Here is a 26,556-nt window from a genome sequence, read left to right on the forward strand (position 1 = left end):
AATTTATATATTCTTTTGCGAATAATTAAACATGGCGCCCTGATTTAGGACGCATTATAAACCGAGTGCCTGCCTGGACGTAAGTTAAGCGATACTCCCAAAGCATACATTCAAAAACAAAGAACCATGAATCAACTCCAATTGAAGTACACCACAGCTGAAGAAGCGCTTTCTGTTATCAAATCAGGTGATCGCGTATTTGTGCACGGCAGTGCCGCTACGCCACAGTACCTGCTGCATAAGTTGGCTGAGCGTGCTGATGAACTGCGAAACGTGGAGCTGGTGAGTATTTCTACCTTTGGTGACATGCCCTGCGCTGATGAACGTTGCAGTGACGCTTTTTATATCAACTCACTTTTCGTGTCGGCGAACGTGCGTGAGGCCGTGAACAGTGGCCGAGGGGATTATGTGCCTATTTTCCTGAGCGAAATCCCGAACCTGTTCCGTTCCGGCATCATGCCGCTGGATGTGGCCATCGTGCACGTGTCGCCGCCCGACCGCCATGGCTTCTGCTCCCTGGGAGTTTCTGTGGACATTGCCCGCCAGGCTGTTATCAGTGCGAAGCACGTCATTGCGCAGGTAAACCCCCAGATGCCCCGTACCCACGGTGACGCCCTGATCAACATTCGCCGTTTTGATGCGCTGGTGGAGGTGAATGAGCCGCTTCCGGAAGTGGATTATGGCCCGCGCATCACCCAAACAGAGGAAACCATAGGTCGCTACATTGCCGAAATGGTAGAAGACGGCGCCACGCTGCAAATGGGAATTGGCGGTATACCGGATGCCACACTCAGGAGCCTCACCAACCACAAAGGCCTTGGCATTCACACAGAGATGTTCTCTAACGGGGTACTGCCGCTGGTCGAGAAAGGTATCATTACCAACGAGTTCAAGAAGAAGCACCGGGGCCGCATTGCGACAGGCTTTATTGTGGGCAACCGGGAGCTCTACGATTTTGTGGATGACAACCCGCTGATCACGATGCTCAGTTCTGACTATGTGAATGATGTGACTGTCATCCGCTCCAACCCGAAAGTAACTGCCATTAACAGCGCCATTGAGATTGACCTGACCGGCCAGGTGGTGTCTGACTCCATCGGCACTTACCAGTTTTCAGGTATAGGCGGCCAGATGGACTTTATTCGGGGAGCAGCTTTATCCGATGGCGGGAAGCCAATCATTGCACTGCCGTCCATGACGAACAAAGGCATTTCGCGGATCACACCCTACATCAACCAGGGAGCAGGTGTGGTGACGACGCGCGCGCACGTACATTACGTGGTGACGGAATACGGCGTGGCTTACCTGTACGGTAAAAACCTGCGGCAGCGTGCCAAGGCGTTGATTGAGATTGCCCATCCGGATCACCGTGCCCGCCTGGAGGAGGAAGCACATAAGCGATTCAAAAACTTATAGGCACGATACTAAACTTTAGCCTCGGGTTTTCGTGTATGGGAAGGTTAAATACTCACTATATGGATATTTCTATCTCGCCTTCCCGTATACCTGCCCCCCGCCCGGAGTGGGTCGTGCGATTCGCCCGCATTGGTCTGATCGCTAAAGGAATCGTGTACTGCCTGGTTGGAGCGCTTGCCTTTATGGCGGCTTTCGAACTTGGCGGTCAGACAGAGCAGGGAGCCGGCAAGACCGGGGTTTTTCAGTTCATTCTGGAGCAGCCTTATGGCAAGGTGCTGCTTGCGATCGTGGTGGCTGGTATGCTGTGCTATACCTTGTGGCGCTTCATACAGGCCATCCGCGACACGGAGGAGAAGGGAACGGATGCTAAAGGTATAGGAAAGCGTATCGGCTACGCATTTAGTGGAGCAGTCTACGGAGCACTTGCCTTCACAGCCGCGCAACTGCTGCTTGGCAACGGCGGAGGTGGCAACGGAGCGGATTCACGCCAAACGTTGGCGCGTGAGTTGCTGTCGCAGCCTTTTGGGCAGTGGTTGCTTGGAGCTGTGGCTGTTGGCACCATGGTGATGGGCATTTACCAGTTTTACCGTGCCTACTCCGGTAAGTACATGAACAAAGTACAGGCACAGCAGCTAAAGCCGGAAATTAGAACCTCGCTCATACGGGCCGGACTAGTGGGGTATATCGCCCGCGGGGTGGTTTGGCTGATCATTGGCTACCTGCTTTTACGCGCCGCACTGACTTCAAATTCCAAGGAGGCAGGCAGTAGTTCTCAGGCCTTTCAGTTTCTGGAGGAGGCTTCCTATGGCTCCTTCCTGTTGGGGATTTTGGCTTTGGGCTTGATCTGCTACGGCGTATTCATGTTTGTGCGAGCCAAATGTGAGGTCATCAACACGAAGGGCTAACCATGCCAACCTTAGAATGACGGAATGCTCGACGATATGAATATGTAGATGCCCCGTCACCATTGTCACAAAGTACAAGTCGGAACTCATACCTTAAACTTCTCTCTTGATTTTTTCTATGTAGCCGCATCAAAGTGTGAAGGCAGTATTAAGTAATGTAAAGTACTGAACCGAGGCGAATTATAACATTATTCTGAAATGCTGATTAAGCCATACAGTTAAACCAAAATTGGGACGGAATCTGTTATCAGGATATAACATTTAAGTTATATTTGACTCAAACTTTGCAACTATCCCACAGCTGATGACAAACGGTTCCTTTAAAATATTCATTCTGGATGACGATATCTGGTATAGCGAATTGCTGGAATACCACCTTTCGCTGAATCCAGACTATGAAATCCGCAGGTTTCACTCAGCCAACGATTGTCTTGCCAACATGCACCTGCAGCCCAATGTGGTGACGCTTGACTACTCGCTGCCAGACAAAAACGGTTCGGAGGTTCTCAAACGCATCAAAGAACAGAGCCCCGATGTACAGGTCGTGGTTATTTCAGGTCAGGAGGATGTGGCCACTGCTGTAGATCTGCTCAAACTGGGCGCCTATGACTATATTGTAAAGGACGAAGACACACCGGAACGACTTTGGAACACGATCAACAAGATACGGGAAAATGTGTCATTGCGTGAAGAGATCGACCACCTGAAACAGGAGATCGGGCAGAAATACGATTTTGGCAAAGTGATCATTGGCAACAGTGATGCCATCAAAAAGGTGTTTAACCTGATGGACAAAGCGACTAAAACCAATATTACGGTGTCAGTACACGGCGAGACGGGTACGGGCAAGGAATTGGTGGCCAAAGCGATACACTATAACAGCACCCGTAAAAGAGCGCCCTATGTGGCTGTAAACGTGGCGGCTATACCGCGCGAACTGATTGAGAGCGAATTGTTTGGCCACGAAAAGGGCGCCTTTACCGGAGCTGTTTCACGCCGCCTGGGTAAGTTTGAAGAAGCGAACAAGGGTACTATCTTTCTCGATGAAATCGGAGAACTGGATATTAGCCTGCAGTCTAAATTGCTGCGCGTGCTGCAGGAAAAAGAAATTACACGGGTAGGTGGCAACGCTGTAGTGCCGGTGGATGTGCGCATTATTGTGGCTACCCACAAAAACCTGGCTGAGGAAGTAAAAAAAGGTCGGTTCAGAGAAGATTTGTACTACCGATTGCTGGGTCTGCCTATCCAACTGCCGCCTTTGCGTGAGCGAGGGAGCGATATTCTGGTGCTGGCAAAATTTTTTATTGACGCTTTCGTCAAAGAAAACGGAATGGGTCGCAAACACCTGTCGCCTGAAGCGCAGCAGAAACTCCTCTCCTATGCTTTTCCGGGCAACGTGCGCGAGCTGAAGGCCCTGGCAGAACTGGCTGTTGTGCTGGCTGATGAAGACACAATACAGGAACAGGATATCAATTTTTCCGCCAGTCACACCGAAAGGGATTTCCTGGCCGAAGAACGCAGCTTAAAGGAATACACTACTGCCATCATTCAACGTTTTCTGGACAGATACGATTATAATGTACTGCTAGTAGCTGACAAACTCGATATCGGCAAATCAACAATTTATCGGATGATCCAGAGCCATGAGCTCACGGTGAAGTAAGGTATAGCACACGGGTTACGACATGTATGCGGCTGGCTTAGGTATGCAGGTAAAAATTTACTGAGTGGGAAGCGTGATGGTAAACGTGGAGCCTTTGTCTAACTCGCTTTCAACTTTGATCTGCCCACCCATCAACCTGACCTGCTGATTCACAATATACAATCCCAGGCCGTTGCCTTCCGCTGCCTTCGGAGCAAATCTCCTGTGCATCTGAAACAACTCTTTGCCTATACCCGCCAGGTTCATACCGATGCCATTGTCCTTCACTGAAATGGTGATGAGCCCATTGTGCAGGAAAGCTGACACTTGGACTACTGTTTGGCGGTTTGGACTACGGTATTTTATTGCATTGGAGATCAGATTGCGGATAATGCTGTTGAAATAAGCCTTGATAGTCTGTATATGGATGTTATCCGCCACTTCCTGCTCTACGACTGCGCCCGCCTGCCGGATCTCTTCCTGAAAGAAATTGACAATACGCTTTATCGTTTTTTTGACGTCCACCGCTTCTTTGCTTTCCTTCCCTGTCGACTGCAACGCAATCAATTCGTTCAGGTCGCGCAGCATTACGTCAACCGATTCCACGGTGTGCAACAAATAGCGTTTCACTTCTTTTTCTTTGCTCTCGGGGAGGCTTCCGTTCAGTAGCCTTGCAAAACCTAGTGCGTTAGCAACCGGCTTGCGCATGTCATGGGCCAGTATCTTCCGGAAGATCTCCAACTCGTCGTTATGCATTTGTAGTAGTGCCATGTATTGCTCGAGCTCTAATTCTTTCTGTTTCTTTTCAGTAATGTCTTTGGCGATTCCGAAAATAGCGAGGATGCGGTCATCATTTTTGAGTGGGAAATTGGTGACGTCCAGGTGTCTAAAACCACTTTTGGTGACAATAGAGGTTTCGTAGCGCTGTGGTTTATCCTGAATGGATTCAAGAAAGCGCTCCTTTGTAAAAGCTTTCATACGCTCTTCGATGAGTGGTTCAAAACTCTGGCCGATGAGCGTCTCCCGGTCATGCCCGGTAATGCGGCACACTTCGTCATTTACCATCATGAAATTCCCCTCCAGATCCAGTAAGTAAATGGCATCCGGATGATTGAGAAAGAGCGTCTGGTTAAGTTTTTCGAACTGATACAGCTCTAGTTCTTTATTTATATCCATCGGTAATGGGATATCTGCAGTAGTCAAATGGGCTCGTATCTTATCGTACGGGCACAAGCAGGAATTGACGTAATTTAAAGACTTATCTCCTCAAATTTTTTAGTAAAGGCCTTATCTCCGGCGCAATCTACTCCAACAGGAACAGACACCAGTAGCAAACGGTCGCATTTGCTAACAGGTATACAGAGTTGTGGCCAAACTTTAGGCCTGGCGTAGCATTGCCATCGTCATTTAAGCAGCATCTACCAAGCTTAGGCTTTGAATTGAATTTTGAAACTGGTGCCTCTGCCTGGTTCTGATGTCACTTTGATCTTTCCCTTCAGTATGTCCAAATAAGTTTTGACCAAAAACAAGCCTATGCCTCTGCCCTGGTAGCCAACATGAAACCGCTTGTAGATTTTGAACAGGTCCTCTCCCACCTGGTGCATGTTCATGCCTACACCATTGTCACTTATTTTGAGTGTCACGGTTTCCTTTTTCCTGCTGGCAGAAATAGTAAGATCGAGTGGTTTGTCCTTTTGCCTGAACTTAATTGCGTTTGAGATCAGGTTCTTGAGAATCTCCAGCAGGTATGCCTTGTTGGAGACTAATTTGATTTCAGAATCTACGGTTACTTGAAGGTTGCAGGGTTGGCGGTTGAGTTTATATTCCATCAGGGTGATCGCTTCGTCCACTATCCTTGCCAGGTATACCTCTTCGCGTTGCAGGTCCTCGTGCTGGTCGCGTATGGAAAGCACATGGTTCATGTCGCGAATGACCGTATCCAGGTTGTGTGCAGATAATTTTATTTTCTGTATGAGCTGATCATACATGGCGTCACGCTTATCGATGCGGCCCATTAGACTCGACAGCCCCATGATGTTGGCAGCCGGAGCCCGAAGGTTATGCGATACCATATAGCTGAAGTGCTGCAGGTCGTGGTTCTGGCGAAACAATTCACGGGTTGCCTCTATCAGTTCCTCTTCTTTTGCTTTTCGAGCTGTAATGTCTGTCCGGATCGAGATGAACCTAATAAGGTCTCCATGCTCGTCATGGACTGGCGTGATCTCCAGGAAAAACCAGATTTTTTTGCCGTCTTTTGTATAATTAAGTATTTCACCCCTGAAAGGCTTGCCATTGGCAATGTGCTTCCGGATCTTGTTTAATGTTTTAGGATCTGTCTCCTCACCTGACAGCAATGCTGTAGAGTCCCGAAGTATGATCTCGCTCAAGGTATAGCCTGTTACGCTTTCGAATGCTTCATTTGCCCATTCAATCTGCCCCCGTTTGTTTTTGATAAGAATACAGGTATTTGTCTTGCTGGCAACCAACGATAGTTTTTCAAGTCGGTCCTGCTCCTTTTTCTTTTCCGTTATATCCACAAAATGAACAGAGATGTCTTCCCCAGTTGGGTATATCTGTAGGTTGATGGTAGTGGCTTCGTGATGCGGAGAGGACGTTTCCATGACAGCCGGCATACCTGTTTGGGCCACCTGCAGGCAAGTTTTGAAAAAACTGCCGTTCACCGCATCTGGAAACAAATCCCATATCTTCTTACCAAGGAGGTCTGTCTTAGAAATACCCAGATACTGGCAGTAATGATTGTTGGCATAGGTATAGCGCCACTCCCGATCGAGCGAGAAGAAAGACTCCGGCAAACGTTCCATGATACTGTGCAACTGTTTGGACTGCGCCGCTGTGTAGCTTTCGTATTTTTTCTGCAACGTAATATCGCGGGCTATACCTTGTATCTTCACAATGTCATTTCCTATCACCACGGGCACAACGGCAATAGTCAGGTACACTTCCTCCTGTTCAGGTTTTACGATCGACAGTTCCACCTGGTGTGCGTTCCCCTCCAGTGCTCTTACAAAGGCATTCAGCGCGATCGGAAGGTCTTTTTCATGCACCAAATCACGGAAGTGCATGCCTTTTATTTCTTCCGGCCCATAGCCTGCCAGCTTAGGGAAGTTTTTGTTGACGAGTGTAAAAAAGCCGCCCCTGTCCAGCTCGAATACCGCATCAGGGTGATTATGAAACAGGGACTCGTAATGCGCCTGCGACCGAAATTGTTGTCGCTCCACCTCTACCCGATCTGTTATATCAATTGAGTTGGTCACAAAGCCCCGCACTTCCGGATTATCCGACATATTGGTAATACGGCATTGTAACCAGCGCCAGCTTCCGTTTAGGTGCCTGAAGCGGAAATTTGGCAGGTTGGTTGTCCTGTTAAATAGGGCACTTCCCAAAGCGGATGCAACCAGAGGCTGGTCGTCGGGGTGAATGAATTCAAAAGCCGAGCGAGAAACCAGGTCTGCTGGTTGATAGCCTAGTAAGCTTCGGATGGAGCCGCCAACAAATTGGTAGTTGCCTGAGGCATCTATGACAGAAAACAACTCGCCACTGCTATCCATTATTGAGCTGATGAATTTTTCCTTCAGGCGGGCAAATTTCATAAGGGTAAATGTTCTGCTACTTTGCTATATTTTGTTTGATTTAAAGTTTGCCCATTTTTTTAAAAAATGAAATAAACAAAATTTCAAATAAATATAATTTATTCTATAATCAGCAGGCATCTTTGTTTTTAAGCAACCATTTGCCCTTTTGATAAATAATAGGAACTGAAACAACTCTCTAAAAATGCTATAGGCTGCTGTTTTTTTGAAAATTCCAGAATAGTATTCTGCTGTTGTGTCAAAATCATAACACGAGCTGTATAGCACTGCAGAATACTATTATCGCCTAATCTAAAAGATGGTAACCCGAAGGTATAGCACAGACATTAGACTGGAAGGAACTTGTATTTAGAAAATAAATTATTCTGTTTAGTACTAAAATTATCTTCCTACATTGATTGTTACCTCAATGAAAAACAATAATTTGCGGGTAAATCCGCTTTCCTTTTTACTCGGATTTTATTGATTGCATGATGGAAACTTCATACGAGCTGCAGGTTTTGCAAAATGAGCTCGAAAAAGAAAAGAAAGCACGTCAGGAAGCTGAACTTAAGGCCACCTCTCTTGCCAGCGAACTAGAGCTGCTGCGTACAAATCAGCCTGATACAACGGCAGAGCTCGTGCAAAATGTCATGCACATGGTGCCGAGTATCGTCTACATTTACGATCTGGATCAGAATAAAAGCATCTACCTTAACAACAGCATCAAAACGATTCTGGGGTACACGCAACAGGACCTGGATGCCATGGACGGTCATTTTTTTATGTCCGTTATACAAGACGTGGACAAGCCCGTCCTGCTGCAGCACACCTCGGGCATGCTAAGTGCCCGGGACGGCGAGATTCGGGAAATAACATATAGTGTACGGGCAAGGGACGGCTCCAGCAGAATTCTATTTTGTAAGGAAGCCGTTTTCAGACGCAATGCCGATGGCAAAGTTAGCCAGATCATCGGATCGGCTGAGGACACCACCAAATTGCGTCAGAAGAACCAGGAACTGGCCGAACAGAAAGCGTTTTATGAGGCCATCCTGAACAATCTGCCTTCAGACGTGGCTGTTTATGATGATCAGCTGCGCTACATTTTTGTGAACCCGACGGCCGTGTCGGATCCACACCTTCGGGAATGGATCATTAATAAAACGAACGAAGAGTACTGCGCTTACCGCAATGTGCCGTTGCACCGCATAGAAAACCGTGGTAAGCATTTAATTAAAGTCTTACAGGAACGTCGTCAGGTCTCGTTTGAGGAAAGGCTCGTCGATAAACAGGGCAACGCAAGTTACCATATCCGAAAACTCAAGCCAGTACTCGACGAGAAGGGCGAAGTAAGGATCGTTATCGGGCACGGACTTAATATTACCGATCTGCATCACGCACAGCAGGAGATCAAAAACAGTGAAGCCAAAATACGGGCGATGCTGGATGCCATACCTGACCTTATGTTTATCATCGACAAACGTGGGGTATACCTGGAGATGCATAATGAACACTCACAGTACGATATCATGCAGCCCTCAGAGGTGGTTGGGAAAACACTCTTTGATATGCTCCCTGCTTCCCTCAGCCAAAAAGCATTTGACCTGATACAGGACGTGCTGGCAACCGGTCAGATGCAGTCAATAAACTACGAACTGGACGAGCGGTTTTACGAAGGACGTATCGTAAAGTACAATGAAGAGCAGGTGTTGACGATTGTACGCGATGTGACAGAAGAGCGTAAGGCTGCCGATGAAGTAAAAGAGAAGAATGACTTTATCAGACTGGTGCTAGATACCAGTCCTACACTGATTTATGTAAAGGACGGCGCAGGCAATTTCAAACTTGTGAACCATGAGTGCGCCGCGCTGTTTGGAAAGGAGCCAAAGGATCTTCTGGATCAGAATACCAACGATCTGCATAAGGTGTCGCAAGAATTGCAGTATTATAACGAGGTTGACCAAATCGTGATCCAAACCGGTCAGGAGCTTCGTGTACAGGACAGCTTTACCCTGCCTGATGGTCGCGTGGAATGGTTCAACACCATCAAAAAGCCCCTTACCACAAAAAATGGCGATGTGCATGTGCTGGGCATATCCGCAAACATCACAGAGCAATATAACGCCAACAAACGACTGGAGGAGAGCGAGGAACTGCACAGGCTGCTGTCCGAAAACTCACGCGACCTGGTTTGTTTGCACGACGCTGAGGGAAACTTTCTCTATGTCTCGAATGCCGTGGAAGAGATGCTGGGCTACAAGCCCGCTGAGTTGATCGGAATTTCTGCCTATGATATCATACATCCGGATGATGCGCTCAAAGTGCACACCATGGGCCACCAGATCGCTTTAGAGAAAAGACACGACACGACTGTACAGCACCGTAAAAAGCACCGGGATGGCCACTACATCTGGGTCGAAACCAGCATCAAGCCCATTACCAACAATGCAGACAATATCATCAAAATTCAGTCCTCTTCACGTGAAATAACAGAGCGCCGGCTGGCAGAAGAAGCTCTCAAAAAGAGCGAGAAGAAGTACCGTGACCTGATCAAGTACAGCCAGGCTTATTTGTGTACGCACGATATGCAGGGCGTCATCCTTTCTGTTAACCCCTACCTGGTCGAAATGCTGGGCTATACAGAAGAGGAGATTCTGGGTAAAGAGCTAAAACAGTTCTTCCCGCTACTGCATCGCCAGCACTTCCCGGACTACCTGAAGCAGTTTGAAGATAACACCGTGGTCAAAGGTATACTGAGCGTACTGCGGAAAGACAAAGAGGAGCGCTTCCTCAACTACCAGAATTATAAAGTAAGTGAAGATGGTCAGGCCCCTTACGTCATTGGGATTGCGCAGGACGTGACCGACCGGATCATGACCGAGCGTGAACTCAAAAATGCCAAAGAAGCGGCTGAAGAGTCTGCACGGGTAAAAGAGAACTTTCTAGCCAATATGAGCCACGAGATCAGGACGCCACTCAATGGTATACTGGGCATGAGTGGTCTGTTGCACAAAACCCAGCTGGACGATACGCAACTCAATTACCTCAAGATCATCAACAAGTCTGCTGACAACCTGCTGGTCGTTATAAATGACATTCTGGATGTGGCTAAGATTGAAGCAGGTAAGCTGGAGCTGGAGTCTATTCCATTCAGAATTGAAGAGACTGTGCAAGCAGCCTATCAGGCATTGAAGTACAAGGCCGAAGAAAAGGATATTGCCCTTCAGCTTGGCCAGTTGGACCTGCCGCATAGCCTATTGCAGGGAGATCCCTACCGCCTGAATCAGATTCTTCTGAATTTGTTAAACAATGCCATTAAGTTCACGGAGGAAGGAAGCGTTACCCTGCACGCCAGAACGCTGGAGGAAACACCATCTACCCTCACCATCGAGTTTTCGGTAGTTGATACAGGTATAGGCGTACCGTCCGACAAAAAGGATTTGATCTTCGAGGGCTTTACACAGGCCTATTCCAGCATCACCCGTAAGTATGGAGGTACCGGACTCGGACTCAGCATTTGTAAAAACCTGGTAGAGCGGCAGGGTGGCGATATCTGGGTAGAAGATAATCCGCAAGGAGGCAGTATTTTCCAGTTTATGATCACTTACCCGAAAAGCGAAATAGACAAACTCCCGGAGGAAGAAGCCGCAGATATTGACTACAGTAGCCTGGGTGCTGTAAAGGTATTGCTGGCAGAGGACAATGAAGTGAACGTTTTCCTGGCGCAGGCTATCATGGAAGAATGGGGCTTTGCGCTGGACGTTGCCACCAACGGCCTCGAAGCTGTCGAAATGGTACAGCGATCGGATTACGACATTGTACTGATGGACATCCAGATGCCGGAACTAAGCGGAATTGATGCTACGATACAGATCAGGGCTATGGGCGATCCGCGTAAAGCCGGTATTCCGATCATTGCCCTCACAGCCAATGCTCTGAAAGGAGATGCCGAAAAATACCTGAGCGCAGGTATGAATGACTATCTGTCGAAGCCTTTTGAATCTGAAGTGCTGTTTGCCAAAATTGCCAGCCTGGTACCTGATAAGCAATACAGAGCCGAGCAAAAAGGCACTGACACTCCACAGCAAGTGCAGGATGAGCAAGTGAATGCTGCTCCACTTTACAGCATGGAGGTCATCCAGAAAATGTCGCACAACAACGAGGTGTTTATGAACCGTGCCCGTCAGCTCTTTGCCGATACCATACCTGTTACCGTGCGCGATCTGCAAATTGCGCTGGAGCAGAATGACTGGAAGTCGGTGAGTGCCTTGGCGCACAAGGTTAAGTCTACCATTGACACCATGAAGATCGACTCCCTGAAAGAAACTGTGCGGTTTGTAGAGTCAAATGCCAAGCAGGAAACCAATTTAGCTGAAGTGCGCACGGGCGCCATGCAAATCGCAAAGGTGCTGCTGCAGGTAGTCGATCAGATTTGCGAAGAAATCAGTTCGTAAGTAAGTTATAATTTCGAAATTACAGCCTGCCCTGCTAGCATGATGATGTACGGGGCAGGCTTTTTTGTAAAGTTTTAGCCCAATCAACCGTAAGCCCTACTGACAGCTAAGTACATTTTACCTATGCCCTCTACCCTGCCCCTTGTTTCTATACCTGATCTGCATGAAATCACGGCGTTACGCCACCACTTGCACCGGCACCCTGAACTCTCCGGCCTTGAGTATGAAACAAGTCTCACCCTTAAAAGCTTCTTACAGCGTTACCAGCCTGCTGAAATAATAAAAGATCTTGGCGGCACTGGCTTCGCAGCCATCTTCCATGGAAGCGAAACGAACGAAGGACCAACCGTATTGTTTCGTGCGGAGTTAGATGCACTCCCGATAATTGAACAAAACGAGCTACCCTATACCTCCATTCATATAAGTGTCAGTCACAAATGCGGGCACGATGGACATATGTCCATTTTAGCCGGGCTTGCCAGTATGTTGCACCATAACCCATTGCCACGGGGCCGCGTGGTACTGCTGTTTCAGACTGCAGAGGAGAACGGCGCGGGTGCCTTGGCAGTACTCCGGACGGCGGCCTTTCAGCAGCTTGCTCCTGATTATGTTTTTGCGCTGCACAATATCCCTGGTTTACCCATGGGACAGGTACTCTACCGCCCAGACATATTCGCGGCAGCCTCTGTGGGACTGCAGGTGAAGCTGCATGGCAAAGAGTCCCATGCGGCGGAGCCTGAGAATGGGCTGAACCCAGGTGAAGGCATGAGCGAACTGATTCAAGCCTTTAATGCCCTGATCCGGGACCCACAAAATTTTCGGGACCTGACATTGCTCACCATTGTGCATGCCCGCTTGGGTGAAGTCTCCTTTGGTATCAACCCAGGTTTTGCGGTGGTATTGGCCACACTCAGGGCCTTTGAGCAGGAAGACCTGAATAAACTGAAATCACTTGCAGTAGAGTCTGTTAGGCTGGTTACGCTCAAGTACGGATTAAGGTATGAGTTGGAGTGGTTCGAAGAATTTCCCGCCACACGCTGTAGTGAGGAAGCAGTAAAACTTGTAGCGGAAGCAGCAAGGCAACTGGACATGGACGTGAAGCAGGCCGCACAACCGGTTCGCTGGTCTGAGGACTTCGGGCACTTCACCAACAGGTATAGCGGTGCCCTTTTCGGATTGGGCTCCGGTCCGGACCAACCACAGCTCCACCATGCCGACTATGATTTTCCTGATGAACTTATACCTACGGGAGCCGCCTTGTTTTACCGCATCGCAGCGTCTGTAATAAACCCCTAACCACTTCATGTTCCATAGTTCTTATATCGAAATAAGCAGTTCATCTTTAGCGCATAACATTAAGTTTCTTAAAGCCCAGCTAAGCCCTGCCACCCGCTTTTCTTCCGTGATAAAGGGAAACGCGTATGGGCACGGCATTGAGGAGTTCGGGAAACTGGCTCATACCTGCGGAGTTGACCATTTCTCAGTTTTCAGTGCCGATGAGGCCTACCGCCTGCATCAAGTGCTGCCCCGGCACGTTACCATCATGATCATGGGCTACATTGATGATGCGGAACTGGCCTGGGCTATTGCTAACGACATTGAGCTTTATATTTTTTCGATCAACAGGTTGGAACAAGCAGCCATTGCAGCCCGATCTTTACAAAAGCCGGCCCGTATCCATCTCGATCTGGAGACCGGCATGAATCGCATTGGATTAGACACCGCTGAAATAGAACGAGCTGCCGATATTATTCTAAAGCAACCTGATGCATTTGAGCTAGTGGGAGTGTCCACGCACTATGCAGGGGCTGAGAGCAGTGAAAACCATGACCGGGTAACAGGACAGTTAAACAAATACCACCTGGCCGTGCGCTCGATTCTGCAGAAAGGACTTAAGATAAAAACCCTGCATACAGCCTGCTCGGCAGCCGTTATGTCATACCCTGAAACGCATCTGGACTTGGTACGGGTTGGTATTATGCAGTATGGTTTCTGGCCAAGCCCGGAAATCTACCAGCGTTATATGGGAGTGAGCACTGACCGCACAGATCCCTTGAGGCGGTTAATCAATTGGAAAAGCCATGTAATGAGCTTAAAGCTAGTACCGTCGGGTGAGTTTATAGGGTATGGCAAAAGTTTTCAGGCCAGCAGCGAAATGCTGATTGCGGCCATTCCGGTGGGGTACGCCTGGGGGTATAGTCGTAGCCTGAGTAACCAGGGGCATGTACTCATCAGATCGCATAGGGCGCCTGTGGTTGGCATTGTTAATATGAATGTACTGATGGTGGATGTGACAGGTATACCCAACGTGTCGCTGCAGGACGAGGTCGTACTGCTGGGCAAACAGGGGAATGAGCACATTACGGTGGCTTCCTTTGCCGAGCTCAGCACACAGCTCAACTATGAATTACTCACCAGACTCCCCATAAACATCCCCCGGATCATCATAGACTAGGCAGGGTTCCCCACTGCCTCCTGCTTTCTATGAAGTTCATAGCCGCAGTTGTCGCAAAAGTTAGCCGTTGGGGCGTGTCCTTCTTTGTGGCAGTTCGGACAAACGCGGGTGTTGGTATTCATGCGTTCTGCATTGGCTAGCTCTACTGACACAATGCCTGTAGGTACTGCAATTATACCGTAACCAGTGATCATCAGTAAACTGGCCAGAAATTGCCCCAACGGCGTAACTGGCGTGATGTCACCAAATCCTACTGTGGTGAGTGTCACAATGGCCCAGTAGATGCTCTTCGGGATGCTCGTATACCCACTCTGCCTGCCTTCTATCACATACATCAGGGCGCCCACTACAATAACCATCATCAGCACAACTCCCAAAAATACGGTGATCTTGGTTAAACTGGCACGCAAAGCCTTTGACAGTACCTGTCCTTCGTTCACAAACCGTGTCAGGCGAAAGACCCTGGCAATGCGCAGCAGTCGGAATACCCGAATGACCAACAGGTATTGGGAACCCAATATAAAGAGACTCAGGTAGGTTGGAATGATCGCCAGAAAATCAATGATCCCGAAAAAAGAGAAAATATAGTTAAGTGGTTTTCCTGAGCTGTAAATGCGCAGCAGATACTCAATTGTAAAGAGAATGGTGAATGCCCACTCCAGTGCCTGGAAAAGGTGGAGGTAGTCTCTCCTCAAACTTACAACACTCTCCAGCGAAACCACCACCACACTGGCCACAATCATAAACAGCAGTATCACATCAAAAGCCTTACCTGCCGGCGTTTCAGCTTCAAAAATGATACTATACAGTTTCCGCTTTAAAATGTCACTGCCCTGACTTGCCATACTGCCGATTATAAGGAAGATGAAACCCTCACCGAGTCGCGGCGGAAGCGACTGGCCATGTACTGCTGTATACGCTGTTCATACTCCGTTACTTTGGCTGGGTCCACAAAAACGGCACTGGTGTTTTTCGCCTGATCGGCAGCCTGTGGTTTTTTCCATCCGATCATAACCAACATAACTGTATCGAGCTTTGCTTTGTTTTCGGCTACCGATACGATCTCTCCCACCTCTACTTTGTCAATTTCCGGGAAGATCAGTTTGAGTTCGCGGCTGGCACTCACAGGCGTATACGAATTGGCAAGCCGCATCAAGCTGTCGGCACGTTGGCTTTGCATTTTCTGGATCTCAATCGTTCTCAAAAAGTCCTGCGTCAGGTTATTCGTCAGGTCAGAAGCCATGCGACGCACATCTTCGGCAGACACGTCGAGCTGCACTAGTTTGACCTGGTGTTTCGGGAGTGAATTGTTAGCCAGCAATGTGTTGTAGTGCGTGATAAGGGTATCATGCACAGGATTTCCAACGCTGTAGATCTTGATCGTGCTGAGGGTATCGGTATCAGAAACCTCCCACTTAATGATCTCATTGTCTCGGTTAGCGAAGTCGCGCACGATCAGGTTCTCAATTTTCTTTTTGGTCTGTACGTTTTGGTAAATGTTGTAGAGGAAATAGGCGCTGGGTGACACCACGATAAAAAGCACGATGGCCATGATACGCGCCACACGGAGCTCCGTGGCTTTGTCTACGTAGTGCTTGGTGTCGAACTTCAGATACTTAACGATCAGGAAAGTGGCCAGACTGATAAAGACAGCGTTGATGAAAAACAGGTAAAAGCCTCCGAAAAAGAAGTCCAGACGCCCCAGGGCAAGACCGTAGCCCGCTGTACACAGCGGCGGCATCAGGGCGGTGGCAATGGCTACGCCAGGTATGGCGTTCGATTTATCGGATCTGGAGATAGAGACGATGCCTGCCACACCGCCAAAAAAGGCCACCATCACATCGAGCAAGGTTGGTTTGGTACGGGCCAGCAGTTCATTGGTAGGCTCGCCCAAGGGTGTGATCATGAAATAAAACGTACTCACGATAAGGCCGGCAGCTGCTGCGATGGACAGGTTTTTGACGGACGCCCAGAGCATTTCGCGGTCGTTGATGCCCACCGCCAAGCCCAGCCCCAGGATAGGCGACATGAGCGGCGAGATAAGCATGGCCCCGATGATGACGGCTCCTGAGCCTGTGTCGAGACCGATGGAGGCCAGCATGGCGGAGCAGATCAGCATCCAGGTATTGTTGCCACGCACCGGAATCTTATCGTAAATTTCGCGTATTGTGCCTGGCTCATCGGTCTCGTGGATAATGTTGAAAACACTATCCAGCACCTTCTTAATCGAATCAAAAATCATAAACAGCAATTAGCAATTCCTGTAAAAATAACTTTTTCCCGCTTAAGTCGCCAACTTTAAGCTGAGCTTAGGAAGTGACTGGGGAAGCGCCCGGGTATTGTTCAGTGCTTCTATCATGTCGTCTATCTTGTCCCTGTCTCCCCTGTTTTGCACAGCACCATCCGCATCGGCTATGACGAGCCGAGCCTCCGAAGTGATTGGATCCAGTCTTTTGGGGTTTGATTTTGCTGCCTGGCACAGGTTTTTAAGCAGGTTCAGCAGACGCAGCAAAATAACCGGGTCTTCTCTGCCATACACCCGGATCGGCCCCAGGCAAAGGCTGAGTAATTCCTGGAAGCTGACCTCATCAAGTCGCAGGCGAAGCACATTCTCTTTGTCATGGTATATTTTCTCGTCGGTGAGCTCCATCCGCACGATCAGGAGATCGGTCAGGTAGTCGATTGCCTTTATGGCGGTGCCAGGATCGTTTATGCTGGGACTAAGCGCTTTGACTGCGCTTTCCGTAATCTGCTTGAAACCATAGAGGTAGTTTATTTCCGCCAGCTCCTCCTGGTAATAGCTCACCTGGGTGTTTAGCTCTTCACAAAAAGTATCTTTGTTTTCAAGCTTCCCTGTGACCTTGGCAAATGGTAATCCTTTGATCACGAAGTGCCCGAGCGGCTGCAAAAACTCCAGCACCACATCATGCTCTCTGCAAAGCTCTATCACGGCATCCCTGTCTACTTTTTGCAGATAACCGCTATAGCTACTATTGAGTTGTTGCCAGTTTCCTGTTTCGAAGATGGCGGGGAGTTCTTTCCCTTCGTCCTGCTCTATTTCCTTGCGCAATTTCTGCAGCGTCAGTTTGTAAATGCTTTCGAGGATGCTGCCAATTTGTATGGCAGTAGAAATGGAGTGTATGAAATAAACAAAAAAGGCCAGGCAGAGGATCGTAAAGCACATGGCCAGGAACACGGCAAGCCCCGGCAGGTCGGTGTCATAGTGTTCGGAGCGAACATTCACCATCACCACCAAGGTATAAATCAGCGTTCCCAGGAATAAGCCCAGCACTTTCTGGTTGGACTTGGAAGTAATAAGTCCTGGAATAACCCGGGGTGAGAAATTGGCACTCGCCTGGTTGAGCACCAGCATGACCATGGTAAAACCGAAAACGATCAGCGAGAAAACGCCCGTTGCAATCGAGCTCAGGATCATGTTGGCCGTTTCGCCATGACTAATGATGAAAAAAGGGAGTTCATCTTCAAGGGATTTGCTGATGCCCCTGGTTTCAAAATAGATCATTAAGACCGCAATACCGAAAAAGAGCAGGGAGACCAATGTCGGGTAAAAACCTATGCTGGTATAAATGAACTGAACAACAAGCTTCAGCCGGCTTATGATTCTCTTCATATAGTCGTGGCGGGTATGTTGCTTTTGTTTACTGCCAGCTACAGGTATAGGTTGTAAATACAAAGAGCCAGCAGCTGTGGGCTACTGGCTCTTTAACATAAAGTGGTTTAATTATTCGAAAGCCGTGTTGGTGAGGCTGGCTTCCCAGCTCATCATTTTGAGCAGGTATAGTCGCAGCATCGGATTTTCATGCAAAGCTTTTTTTATCGCTTCCCGTTTTATCCGGATCAGTTCGGTGTGCTCCAGGGTATAGGCCGTGAAGCTGTAGGTATCATGCAGCAGGTCGGTGATGCCGAGCAAATAATCTGGTGGGGCAACAGCCTGCTCATCTTTACCTGTTGTATAGTCTGTCAGCGCCACACGCCCCTGCGTGACCAGGTAAAAAAAGGAAACTTCCTCTCCTTGCCTGAAAATGCAGCTCCCCCGATCCAGGGTTTCTGACTCCCCTTCAATCATCCCTCTTTTTATGAAATCCCTGACTGACATAGCTGTGGGTTTACTGGATTATAGCCTGCAGTTGTACCTGCTCTTGTTTGCTTTTGCAGTTAACACAGCAGCCGGAACATGGTTTTTTCTTTTGCTGTCGGTAGGTCAATAGTGGTATGCGGGTGTGGAAGGCCATGGTTTTCATGTAGTTCGTGCTGAAGAGACGCTCCATCAGGAAGTTGTCCTGAGTGGCCAGTATCAGTAAATCTGCCGATGCTTTTTCTGAGAACTCGCTAATGCCCTCCAACACATCTTCCTCCTCCAGTAAGCGGAACGCCACTTTGCGCCCCTCCAGCTGCTTCTCAAGCTCCAACATGGCGGCCTTGTAGCTACACAACTGGGAGCGCTCTTCCTCCCCGTATACCTGTACAAGGGTCAGTTTAGCTTTCAGCTGCTGCGCCAGGTCCGCAATCCGGAAGAGTACCTGCTGGTCCTGGTCTGTAAAGTCGGTTGCAAACACCAGGTTTTTCAGTTTTCTATACCTTACGCAGGCCGGCACCACCATCACAGGGCATGACACAAGTTCCATGATGGCTGCGGTCTGCTCTGCCGCCTCGTCTGTAAGCCCCTTGTTGGCACGTGCTCCCGCGTCCATCAATACCAGGTCGATTTGATAGTCTTGCACAACGGATTGTATACTGTCCCGAATCTGCCCCGGGCGCACTACGCAGTCAAAGGGCGCTGCAACTTTGGAAGCGTTGAATTCCCGGCTAAACACGCGCTCGGCAAATGACCGAAGTTTTTGAATACAGCTGCTTTGCTGTGTAAATGTCATGTCAGCCGTTTTGCAGGCATGGAACAGGTATAGCTCTGCCCCCAGTGCGTGGGCCATCTGCCCGGCATAGTACAACAGGTCCTCCCCCGTCTCGTTCAGGTCCAGCGGAACCAGGATGCGTTTTGTCTGCGATAGCGTTGTCATAGTCGTTATGGTTAGTATCGTAAAGGTATAGGAAGCCGGCTTCGGCTGCAGTGAGCTGCATCATCCGAAAAAGTGACTTTTAACAGTATTGGCTTTAGAGTTATTCTGGCTTTGAGCAGCAGCTCATTTCGGTGGTGTGCTGCGCCGTCTGCACTACCTTAGGGCTCAGGTAAGGTATACCTAGGCCAAGGCCTCGCATAATGAACAGCACCGCCAATGCCATACCCACGTATGGAACAGCTCTGTTAAACAGGCCCCGCACCTTCAGGCTGATTAGTTTGCCCGAAAGTGAAACGATGTACATGAGCGGGAAAGTACCCAACCCGAAGAGCGCCATATAGAGCATGGCACCCCCTATACCTGGAGCGCTGATGGCACCGGCCAGGGCAATGTAAACGAATCCACAAGGAAGCAGCCCGTTGAGCATACCCACCATGAAGAGGGAACCCATTGAGTTTTTTTGAAAGTAATAGCCGAGTTTTTTGCGCACCCAAACCATCACCTTATCTGTCCCCATTACACTGGAAGCCTTGCCTTTGAAAGCGGCCGGCAAAACCAGCAGCAACAAGATCAGCACACCGGATACAATGGATACGGTTTGTTGCAGGCCAGCCATCTCGAGGGACTGTCCGAAGGCGCCTGCGAGCGCGCCCAATAAAGCGTACGTAACGATGCGACCACCATTGTACAGGAGCCGGCCGACGTAGTAACGCCAGCCAGAGCTCCCGACAAATGGTAGCGCCATTGCTATAGGGCCGCACATCCCGACACAATGGAAACTGCCTAATAAGCCAAATAGAAAACCTGCCCAGATCATGGCTTTATTTTATTTGGATTGTTTTTTCTGAATAATATGCCTCTTCTCCGTCGCTGAAGTTCACACGAACTTTCCAGAGCCCTTTTTCAAGGTCTCCCACCTCTATGAGCTGGCTCTTGTCCCTGCCAAGCTGCAAAGGCAGCTGCTTGTCCAGTTTGTCATTCGATGGACGGAACAAGGTGATCGTGCCGTTCAGCTTTTTATCCTCATATGTAGCCGGCACCTGCAGCAGGATACTGCCTGCCTCCTCGTTGTACTGCAGCATCACATCGCCCAGGGCCTGTGTGCGGCGCACGCGGTCAATCTGGTCCTGGTAGGCGATCTCCTGAGCGTAGTAGTCTTTGCTCACCAGGTCTACATCCTGGTTCATGGCCTGAATAACAAAGTAGATGATGTAGCCCATGAAGGACGCCAGGCCAATGACAACGGCATAAGGCCAGAAAGTGAATTTTTTATCTTTATCAGTTTTCATGATGATTGCGCTTGAATGATTGCTTTTTAATTAAGCTGTATTTATTTGGCAGGGGCCAGAAACTTGGTGTCCTGTGTGGTGATGAGTTCACCCTCGTGGTACACTCCTATTTCTATCTTGGCGTTCATGCCCGTCAACTGGCTTTGCGGAATTTCAGCAAAGAACACTCCGTCGGCCTTGCCCTGTGCCGGCAGCACCAGTTCGCTGCCCACCATCTTAATCGAGCCGTCTGTGTTGTGCAGCTTCAGGGTCAGTGGCATATCCAAATTGGTCTTGTTGATCACCGAGATGTTGTAAAGGTTCTTCACGGTGCCCTGCTCTGTTTTCTGGTAGAGCTGACCCGGTGTGCGCAGAATAGTTGCCTCCGCGTCGTCGCGGGTAAGCAAAAGCGACGTAAGCGCAACCAGCAGGAGCATCAGCACAGCGCTGTAGCCCATCACCCGTGGTGTGAACAGCTTCCACTGGCGTCCTTCCGAAATAGCCTCTTCAGAGTCGTAGCGGATCAAACCTTCCGGCTTGTCGATCATGCGCATGATGTCGTTGCAGGCATCGATGCAGGCCGTACAGTTGATACATTCCAGCTGTTGTGCTCCGTTGCGTATGTCTATACCTGTCGGGCATACCTGCACACACTGGTGGCAGTCGATACAGTCGCCTTCAGTCCGCTCCTGCCCTTTGCGCAGCTTGCCGCGAGGCTCCCCACGGCCATAGTCATAGGCTACTGTCAGACTTTTCTTGTCGAGCATTACCCCTTGTAAACGGCCATAAGGGCAAACGATGGTACATACCTGCTCCCGGAAGTAAGCAAAAACCCAGTAAAATACGCCCGTGAAAGCCAGTAGAGATCCAAAGCCAGCCATATGATTGATAGGGCCTTCTACTATTACCTTCTTCAGTTCATCTATACCTATTACATAGGCCAGGAACAAGTTGGATATAAGGAATGAGATCAACAAGAAAACAGCGGTCTTGGAGCTCTTCTTCAGAATTTTCTCCGTATTCCAGGGCATTTTGTTCAGTGCCCGCTGTTTGGTGTAATCACCCTCTATCAGGTACTCGATGCGGCGGAAGACCATTTCGAGGAAGATCGTTTGCGGACAGACCCAGCCACAGAACAAGCGGCCATAAACCACCGTGAACAGGATAATGAACACAACAAGCGCTAGAAAGGCGAGTACCAGTATAAAGAAGTCCTGCGGCCAGAAGAGGACGCCGAAGATCACGAACTTGCGCTCTACCACATTGAGCATCAGCAGCGGCAGTCCATTTATCTTAATGAAAGGTCCTGCAAACAGAAACGCCAGCAAGCCATAGCTTACCCACTTTCTATAGTCATAGAGTTTACCTTTGGGTTTTTTAGGGTATACCCATACCCTTTTTCCATGCTCGTCTACTGTCGAAATATGGTCCCGGAATTCGTCCGGAGCGGTGTGCATTTTAGTTGCCATGGCAGTTTAATTTGTGCGGATATTAATCCTGCCTGTTAAATTATGAATGATAGCCAGAAGCTGCTTTATGCTGCTCTTTGCTGATACAAAATTCCAGATTTGTGGTCTGTTAAAAGATGACCAATGTCATTCTTCCAGGTGATTGTCATCAGTAAACCATCAAAATACAAAAGGCAGGCACTCTTCCGAATGCCTGCCTCTTACGTAGGGAGGGTTTTATTTACTCTTTTTCGCCTTGCGCCTCTTTGGCGTTCGGCGGGTTCGTGCCTTGCAGTGACAGGATGTAGCTGCTCACTTCCAGCATCTGGTCTTTGGTCAGTTTGCCCTGCCAAGGCACCATGCCTTTGCTAGGCACACCAAACTTGATCGTGCGGAAGATGTCATTCACATCGCCACCGTGTATCCAGTATTCATCTGTCAGGTTAGGGCCTACCGTACCTTCACCAGCCTGGCCGTGACAGGCCGCGCAGTTCTGTATGTAGAGCGCCTTGCCTGACTCCAGTGCGCCAGCATCTGTCAGTACTTCAAAATCAGTGACTGCATTCGGGTCTTCCACATTTTGGGCGGCAATCAAAGCTGCCTGTGCCATTTCTGTTTCATACTCCTCAATCTGCAGCGCTCCGGTGCGAAACACGTGGTAGTGCAGCATGTACCCTACAGCAAACACAATAGTCACATAGAACATGTACTTCCACCATGGCGGCAGGTCATTGTCGTACTCCTGTATGCCGTCGAAATCGTGGGTAGAGTGAATCACGTCTTTTGCCTTGCCCGTCATTACCGTGGCATCACCACTCAGTAGCGCATATACGCGTCCAGAGAAAGTACCCTGAAACTCCTCGTCTTTCAGAGAGTCTCCCATCATGGGCACGATCAGACGGAAAAGCATGATCAGCACAATGATAATCAGCAGGATGATCAGACCCACCAGTCCATAAATAAAGTGCACGATCGGTGGCAGGTCCATGAAAGCAACCTCCTGCACGGCGGCCGGGGCTGCTGCCTCAGCTGTAGTTGTGGCTGCAGGCGCTTCTGCTACGGCAGGTGCCGCGGCACTGGCCTCTTTTATGTAAGCGATCACATGGTTAATGTCGTCGTCGGTGAGGGAGCCACCAAACGCCGGCATCGGCATTTTGTTAAACTTCTCGTACACGGCCACCGCATCAGCGTCACCCGCCTGGATCATCTCCTGCGAGTTCTTGATGAACTTATGGAGCCATTCATCACCACGGCGCTCGTGCACGTCTTTCAAAGCAGGTCCTACTACGTCAGCATCCATGCTGTGGCAGGCGGCGCAGTTTCCTTCAAATATTTTCTTGCCCTGCACTGCATCCTGCGCAAAGGCCGTGGCCCCCGTCATCAGGACAAAGCCGGCCGCCAGGGCCAGTTGTTTCAGTTTTGTCATGGGAGATTTCATTGTCTGTTCCCTCCTGTTGTTTGGTCTTGATCCTCGTCTGCGCAGGCGAAGCTGCTCATGTTACTCACATACTTCTTGTCCATCAGGGCCACGTAAACCAGCAGGCCCAGGAAGAACAAAAAGAAGATAGTAAATGAAATGAGCGGGTATATTTCAATGCCTTCTATGGCTTGTAACACGTTCTTATACATTGTCTTATAAATTTCGACGCTTAAACTTGGTGACAAAGGACTTCCGATTTACGCTTCAGTCCTCTGTCATCTTGTCTATTGTCAGGTTTACTATTCTTCTACTTCTTCAGCTTTCACCTTGATGTCGGTACCCAGACGCTGCAGGTAGGCGATCATGGCGACGATCTCGCTTTCAGGGCGCACTTCCAGGCCTTCTTTGGCCAGATCGGCGGTAATCTCACGTGCCTGGTTCATCAACTCCTGGTTCGCGTTCGCAATGTACTCGTCCTCGTAAGGTACGCCCAGTTGCTTCAGCACTTCCAGTTTCTTCTGCGTCGTGGTCAGGTCCACGTCCTGCTCAAACAGCCATGGGTAAGCCGGCATGATAGAGCCTGGTGACATGGAAGTCGGGTCAAGCATGTGGTGGTAGTGCCAGCTGTGTGGGTACTTGCCGCCCACTCTGTGAAGATCCGGACCGGTACGCTTGGAACCCCACAGGAAGTTGTGGTCATACACGAACTCACCTGCTTTAGAGTACTCACCGTAGCGCTCTGTCTCCGAACGGAACGGACGAACCATTTGCGTATGGCAGTTCACACAGCCCTCTTTAATATAGAGGTCACGTCCCTGCAATTCCAGTGAGGTATAAGGCTTCACGCTGGCAATGGTCGGCACGTTAGATTTGATCACGAAGGCAGGTATAAATTCAACCAGTCCACCGATCAGGATCGCTACGGTTGCCCAGATAGCCATTTGCATCGGACGCTTCTCAATCCAGCTGTGCCAGTGACCGGCGTTGTGGCTCACTTCTTTCACAACCGGTGGAGCTACTGCCGCCTCGTTTGCCTCCAAAGCACCAGACTTAGCCGTCTTATACAGGTTGTAGATCATCAGGAACACACCGCTCAGGTATAGCACACCACCAATACCACGCAGGTAGTACATCGGCACGATCTGCAGCACAGTCTCCAGGAAGTTAGAATACTGCAGAGTACCTTCCGGAGTGAATTGTTTCCACATCAAACCTTGGGTGAAACCTGCCCAGTACATCGGGATGGCATAGAAAAGGATACCCAGTGTGCCTAACCAGAAGTGTGCATTGGCCAGCTTCTTAGAGTGTAGTTGTGTTTTGTACAGGCGTGGGAACAACCAGTACAGCATCGCAAATGTCAGGAAGCCGTTCCAGCCCAGGGCACCTACGTGCACGTGTGCTACGATCCAGTCCGTAAAGTGCGCGATGGCGTTTACGTTCTTCAGCGACAGCATCGGGCCTTCGAAAGTAGCCATACCGTAAGCGGTAATCGCCACTACCATGAACTTCAACACGGGCTCTTCACGTACCTTGTCCCAGGCGCCACGCAGCGTCAGAAGACCGTTGATCATACCGCCCCAGCTTGGTGCCAGTAGCATGATGGAGAAAACTACACCCAGTGACTGTGCCCAGTCAGGCAATGAGGTATACAACAAGTGGTGCGGACCAGCCCAGATATAGATGAAGATCAGCGACCAGAAGTGTATAATAGAGAGTCTGTATGAGTATACCGGACGGTTTGCAGCCTTAGGCAGGAAGTAGTACATCAGGCCCAGGAACGGCGTTGTCAGGAAGAACGCAACCGCGTTGTGGCCATACCACCACTGCACCAGCGCATCCTGCACCCCGGCGTAGCCAGAGTAGCTCTTGAATAAATTGACAGGCAGCGCGTAAGAGTTTACAATATGCAGCACCGCTACGGTCAGGAAAGTGGCGATGTAGAACCAAATGGCCACATACATGTGCTTTTCGCGACGCTTGGCAATGGTGCCGAACATATTCCATCCGAACACCACCCAGATCAGTGTGATAGCAATGTCAATAGGCCACTCCAACTCTGCATACTCTTTCGAGGAAGTCATACCCAGAGGAAGGGTAATAACGGCTGCTACGATGATCAGCTGCCAGCCCCAGAAGTTGAGCTTGCTCAGCAGGTCACTGTACATGCGCGACTTACAAAGGCGCTGCAGCGAGTAGTACACGCCCATGAAGATGGCGTTACCCACGAAGGCAAAGATCACCGCATTGGTGTGTAGTGGCCTGATACGACCGAAAGTCGTGTACTGGTTGCCCAGGTTCACGTCGGGGTTTGCGAGCTGGAACGCGATCAGCGTACCGATGATCATACCGGCTACGCCCCAGAAAACGGTGGCGATACCAAAGTCGCGAACGATCTTGTTGTCGTAGAAAAAGGATTCTATCCCCCCTGAATCCTGTCCTACCCGTTTCGGGTTCGGCTCTAAGACGGTTTCTACATTAGTTGACATGTGCGGTGTCCTCCATTGGTTAAGATGTGTTGTGTAATACTGTTTGTTTGCTTGATAATCATTTGCAAAATTGATAAAACGACCTCTCCGAAAAGATGACTAATGTCATTCTTCCAGGTGATTGTCATCAGTAAACCGTGTGACTTAGGGCTGCTTTTGAGCTGCTTTATCGGTTTTTGGACCGCCGCCAACCTCGTTTTCGAAAAGCATGCGAACGGCTGGCGTATAGTCATCGTCGTACTGCCCGGAACGAACGGCCCACAGGAAAGCGGCCAGAAAACCAGCTGCTACCAGCACACTAATGGCGATGAGAATGAATATGATATACATGGCGTTTTTTTGATTTGGTGCGTTAGTGAATGAATGGTTGAGTGATTGATCGAATGGATAATGGAATAAAACAGAGAATGAATTTTTAATCACTATTTCAATCAAT

Annotated in this window: 20 protein-coding genes; 6 read left to right on the forward strand and 14 right to left on the reverse strand. The window is 49.3% G+C overall.

The genetic code is table 11. The features are described 5' to 3' along the window. Positions 1-126 precede the first annotated feature (126 nt). The 3 genes from C8E01_RS17640 (at position 127) to C8E01_RS17650 (ending at position 3,984) form a co-directional block, all read left to right on the forward strand. Positions 127-1,416: an acetyl-CoA hydrolase/transferase family protein gene (locus C8E01_RS17640; protein WP_116544783.1), complete on the forward strand. Its 1,290-nt coding sequence runs from the start codon at positions 127-129 to the stop codon at positions 1,414-1,416. 59 nt (positions 1,417-1,475) lie between these two features. Beyond that, positions 1,476-2,321, forward strand: coding sequence for a DUF1206 domain-containing protein (locus C8E01_RS17645; protein WP_116544784.1), 846 nt, complete (start codon positions 1,476-1,478; stop codon positions 2,319-2,321). A 304-nt stretch (positions 2,322-2,625) separates the two neighbouring features. Next, complete coding sequence (locus C8E01_RS17650) at positions 2,626-3,984, forward strand: sigma-54-dependent transcriptional regulator (protein ID WP_116544785.1); 1,359 nt, start codon at positions 2,626-2,628, stop codon at positions 3,982-3,984. Between the two features lie 57 nt (positions 3,985-4,041). On the opposite strand, the gene C8E01_RS17655 is transcribed toward C8E01_RS17650, so the two are convergent. Both C8E01_RS17655 and C8E01_RS17660 read right to left on the reverse strand, forming a co-directional pair. Then, positions 4,042-5,139, reverse strand: coding sequence for a sensor histidine kinase (locus C8E01_RS17655; protein WP_116544786.1), 1,098 nt, complete (start codon positions 5,137-5,139; stop codon positions 4,042-4,044). A gap of 251 nt (positions 5,140-5,390) precedes the next feature. Continuing rightward, entirely contained in the window at positions 5,391-7,574 is a 2,184-nt protein-coding gene (locus tag C8E01_RS17660; protein ID WP_116544787.1) for a PAS domain-containing sensor histidine kinase, read from the reverse strand. A gap of 470 nt (positions 7,575-8,044) precedes the next feature. On the opposite strand from C8E01_RS17660, the gene C8E01_RS17665 reads away from it, so the two are divergent. The 3 genes from C8E01_RS17665 to alr all read left to right on the forward strand — a co-directional run bounded on the left by C8E01_RS17665 (position 8,045) and on the right by alr (position 14,462). Next, positions 8,045-12,007, forward strand: a complete 3,963-nt coding sequence (locus tag C8E01_RS17665; protein ID WP_116544788.1) for a PAS domain S-box protein — start codon at positions 8,045-8,047, stop codon at positions 12,005-12,007. Between the two features lie 123 nt (positions 12,008-12,130). Continuing rightward, positions 12,131-13,303, forward strand: a complete 1,173-nt coding sequence (locus tag C8E01_RS17670; RefSeq protein ID WP_116544789.1) for an amidohydrolase — start codon at positions 12,131-12,133, stop codon at positions 13,301-13,303. 7 nt (positions 13,304-13,310) lie between these two features. Then, on the forward strand, positions 13,311-14,462 hold the full coding sequence (gene alr / locus C8E01_RS17675; protein ID WP_116544790.1) for an alanine racemase: 1,152 nt from the start codon (positions 13,311-13,313) through the stop codon (positions 14,460-14,462). Here alr and C8E01_RS17680 read toward each other — a convergent pair. The 12 genes from C8E01_RS17680 to ccoS form a co-directional block, all read right to left on the reverse strand. Continuing rightward, positions 14,459-15,307, reverse strand: coding sequence for an ion transporter (locus tag C8E01_RS17680; protein ID WP_116544791.1), 849 nt, complete (start codon positions 15,305-15,307; stop codon positions 14,459-14,461). The two genes, alr and C8E01_RS17680, sit on opposite strands and share 4 nt — an antisense overlap. A gap of 8 nt (positions 15,308-15,315) precedes the next feature. Then, entirely contained in the window at positions 15,316-16,704 is a 1,389-nt protein-coding gene (locus tag C8E01_RS17685; protein ID WP_116544792.1) for a TIGR00341 family protein, read from the reverse strand. A 42-nt stretch (positions 16,705-16,746) separates the two neighbouring features. Further along, on the reverse strand, positions 16,747-18,093 hold the full coding sequence (locus tag C8E01_RS17690) for a DUF2254 domain-containing protein (RefSeq protein ID WP_116544793.1): 1,347 nt from the start codon (positions 18,091-18,093) through the stop codon (positions 16,747-16,749). Between the two features lie 111 nt (positions 18,094-18,204). Next, on the reverse strand, positions 18,205-18,579 hold the full coding sequence (locus tag C8E01_RS17695) for a Crp/Fnr family transcriptional regulator (RefSeq protein ID WP_116544794.1): 375 nt from the start codon (positions 18,577-18,579) through the stop codon (positions 18,205-18,207). 10 nt (positions 18,580-18,589) lie between these two features. Next, complete coding sequence (locus tag C8E01_RS17700) at positions 18,590-19,498, reverse strand: universal stress protein (RefSeq protein ID WP_165820680.1); 909 nt, start codon at positions 19,496-19,498, stop codon at positions 18,590-18,592. A gap of 100 nt (positions 19,499-19,598) precedes the next feature. Further along, positions 19,599-20,315, reverse strand: coding sequence for a sulfite exporter TauE/SafE family protein (locus tag C8E01_RS17705; protein WP_116544796.1), 717 nt, complete (start codon positions 20,313-20,315; stop codon positions 19,599-19,601). A gap of 4 nt (positions 20,316-20,319) precedes the next feature. Then, positions 20,320-20,787, reverse strand: coding sequence for a FixH family protein (locus tag C8E01_RS17710; RefSeq protein WP_116544797.1), 468 nt, complete (start codon positions 20,785-20,787; stop codon positions 20,320-20,322). A gap of 41 nt (positions 20,788-20,828) precedes the next feature. Beyond that, positions 20,829-22,235 carry a cytochrome c oxidase accessory protein CcoG gene (ccoG, locus tag C8E01_RS17715; protein WP_116544798.1) on the reverse strand — a complete coding sequence of 469 codons (1,407 nt, stop codon included), beginning with the start codon at positions 22,233-22,235 and terminating at the stop codon, positions 20,829-20,831. 220 nt (positions 22,236-22,455) lie between these two features. Beyond that, complete coding sequence (locus tag C8E01_RS17720; protein WP_243409664.1) at positions 22,456-23,640, reverse strand: c-type cytochrome; 1,185 nt, start codon at positions 23,638-23,640, stop codon at positions 22,456-22,458. An 8-nt stretch (positions 23,641-23,648) separates the two neighbouring features. Continuing rightward, positions 23,649-23,843, reverse strand: coding sequence for a hypothetical protein (locus tag C8E01_RS17725; protein WP_116544800.1), 195 nt, complete (start codon positions 23,841-23,843; stop codon positions 23,649-23,651). A 90-nt stretch (positions 23,844-23,933) separates the two neighbouring features. Continuing rightward, positions 23,934-26,120, reverse strand: a complete 2,187-nt coding sequence (gene ccoN / locus C8E01_RS17730) for a cytochrome-c oxidase, cbb3-type subunit I (protein WP_116544801.1) — start codon at positions 26,118-26,120, stop codon at positions 23,934-23,936. A 144-nt stretch (positions 26,121-26,264) separates the two neighbouring features. Beyond that, positions 26,265-26,450: a cbb3-type cytochrome oxidase assembly protein CcoS gene (gene ccoS / locus C8E01_RS17735; protein WP_116544802.1), complete on the reverse strand. Its 186-nt coding sequence runs from the start codon at positions 26,448-26,450 to the stop codon at positions 26,265-26,267. Between the last annotated feature and the right edge of the window lie 106 nt (positions 26,451-26,556).

Origin of the sequence: Pontibacter virosus (assembly GCF_003096355.1) — a bacterium.
GTDB classification, from domain to species: domain Bacteria; phylum Bacteroidota; class Bacteroidia; order Cytophagales; family Hymenobacteraceae; genus Pontibacter; species Pontibacter virosus.

Excerpts from the sequence above, each read along its gene's own strand:
- C8E01_RS17640 (WP_116544783.1), top strand. The coding sequence starts at position 127 with ATGAATCAACTCCAATTGAAGTACACCACAGCTGAAGAAGCGCTTTCT.
- C8E01_RS17645 (WP_116544784.1), top strand. The coding sequence starts at position 1,476 with ATGGATATTTCTATCTCGCCTTCCCGTATACCTGCCCCCCGCCCGGAG.
- C8E01_RS17650 (WP_116544785.1), top strand. The coding sequence starts at position 2,626 with ATGACAAACGGTTCCTTTAAAATATTCATTCTGGATGACGATATCTGG.
- C8E01_RS17655 (WP_116544786.1), bottom strand. The coding sequence starts at position 5,139 with ATGGATATAAATAAAGAACTAGAGCTGTATCAGTTCGAAAAACTTAAC.
- C8E01_RS17660 (WP_116544787.1), bottom strand. The coding sequence starts at position 7,574 with ATGAAATTTGCCCGCCTGAAGGAAAAATTCATCAGCTCAATAATGGAT.
- C8E01_RS17665 (WP_116544788.1), top strand. The coding sequence starts at position 8,045 with ATGATGGAAACTTCATACGAGCTGCAGGTTTTGCAAAATGAGCTCGAA.
- C8E01_RS17670 (WP_116544789.1), top strand. The coding sequence starts at position 12,131 with ATGCCCTCTACCCTGCCCCTTGTTTCTATACCTGATCTGCATGAAATC.
- alr (WP_116544790.1), top strand. The coding sequence starts at position 13,311 with ATGTTCCATAGTTCTTATATCGAAATAAGCAGTTCATCTTTAGCGCAT.
- C8E01_RS17680 (WP_116544791.1), bottom strand. The coding sequence starts at position 15,307 with ATGGCAAGTCAGGGCAGTGACATTTTAAAGCGGAAACTGTATAGTATC.
- C8E01_RS17685 (WP_116544792.1), bottom strand. The coding sequence starts at position 16,704 with ATGATTTTTGATTCGATTAAGAAGGTGCTGGATAGTGTTTTCAACATT.
- C8E01_RS17690 (WP_116544793.1), bottom strand. The coding sequence starts at position 18,093 with ATGAAGAGAATCATAAGCCGGCTGAAGCTTGTTGTTCAGTTCATTTAT.
- C8E01_RS17695 (WP_116544794.1), bottom strand. The coding sequence starts at position 18,579 with ATGTCAGTCAGGGATTTCATAAAAAGAGGGATGATTGAAGGGGAGTCA.
- C8E01_RS17700 (WP_165820680.1), bottom strand. The coding sequence starts at position 19,498 with ATGACAACGCTATCGCAGACAAAACGCATCCTGGTTCCGCTGGACCTG.
- C8E01_RS17705 (WP_116544796.1), bottom strand. The coding sequence starts at position 20,315 with ATGATCTGGGCAGGTTTTCTATTTGGCTTATTAGGCAGTTTCCATTGT.
- C8E01_RS17710 (WP_116544797.1), bottom strand. The coding sequence starts at position 20,787 with ATGAAAACTGATAAAGATAAAAAATTCACTTTCTGGCCTTATGCCGTT.
- ccoG (WP_116544798.1), bottom strand. The coding sequence starts at position 22,235 with ATGGCAACTAAAATGCACACCGCTCCGGACGAATTCCGGGACCATATT.
- C8E01_RS17720 (WP_243409664.1), bottom strand. The coding sequence starts at position 23,640 with ATGACAAAACTGAAACAACTGGCCCTGGCGGCCGGCTTTGTCCTGATG.
- C8E01_RS17725 (WP_116544800.1), bottom strand. The coding sequence starts at position 23,843 with ATGTATAAGAACGTGTTACAAGCCATAGAAGGCATTGAAATATACCCG.
- ccoN (WP_116544801.1), bottom strand. The coding sequence starts at position 26,120 with ATGTCAACTAATGTAGAAACCGTCTTAGAGCCGAACCCGAAACGGGTA.
- ccoS (WP_116544802.1), bottom strand. The coding sequence starts at position 26,450 with ATGTATATCATATTCATTCTCATCGCCATTAGTGTGCTGGTAGCAGCT.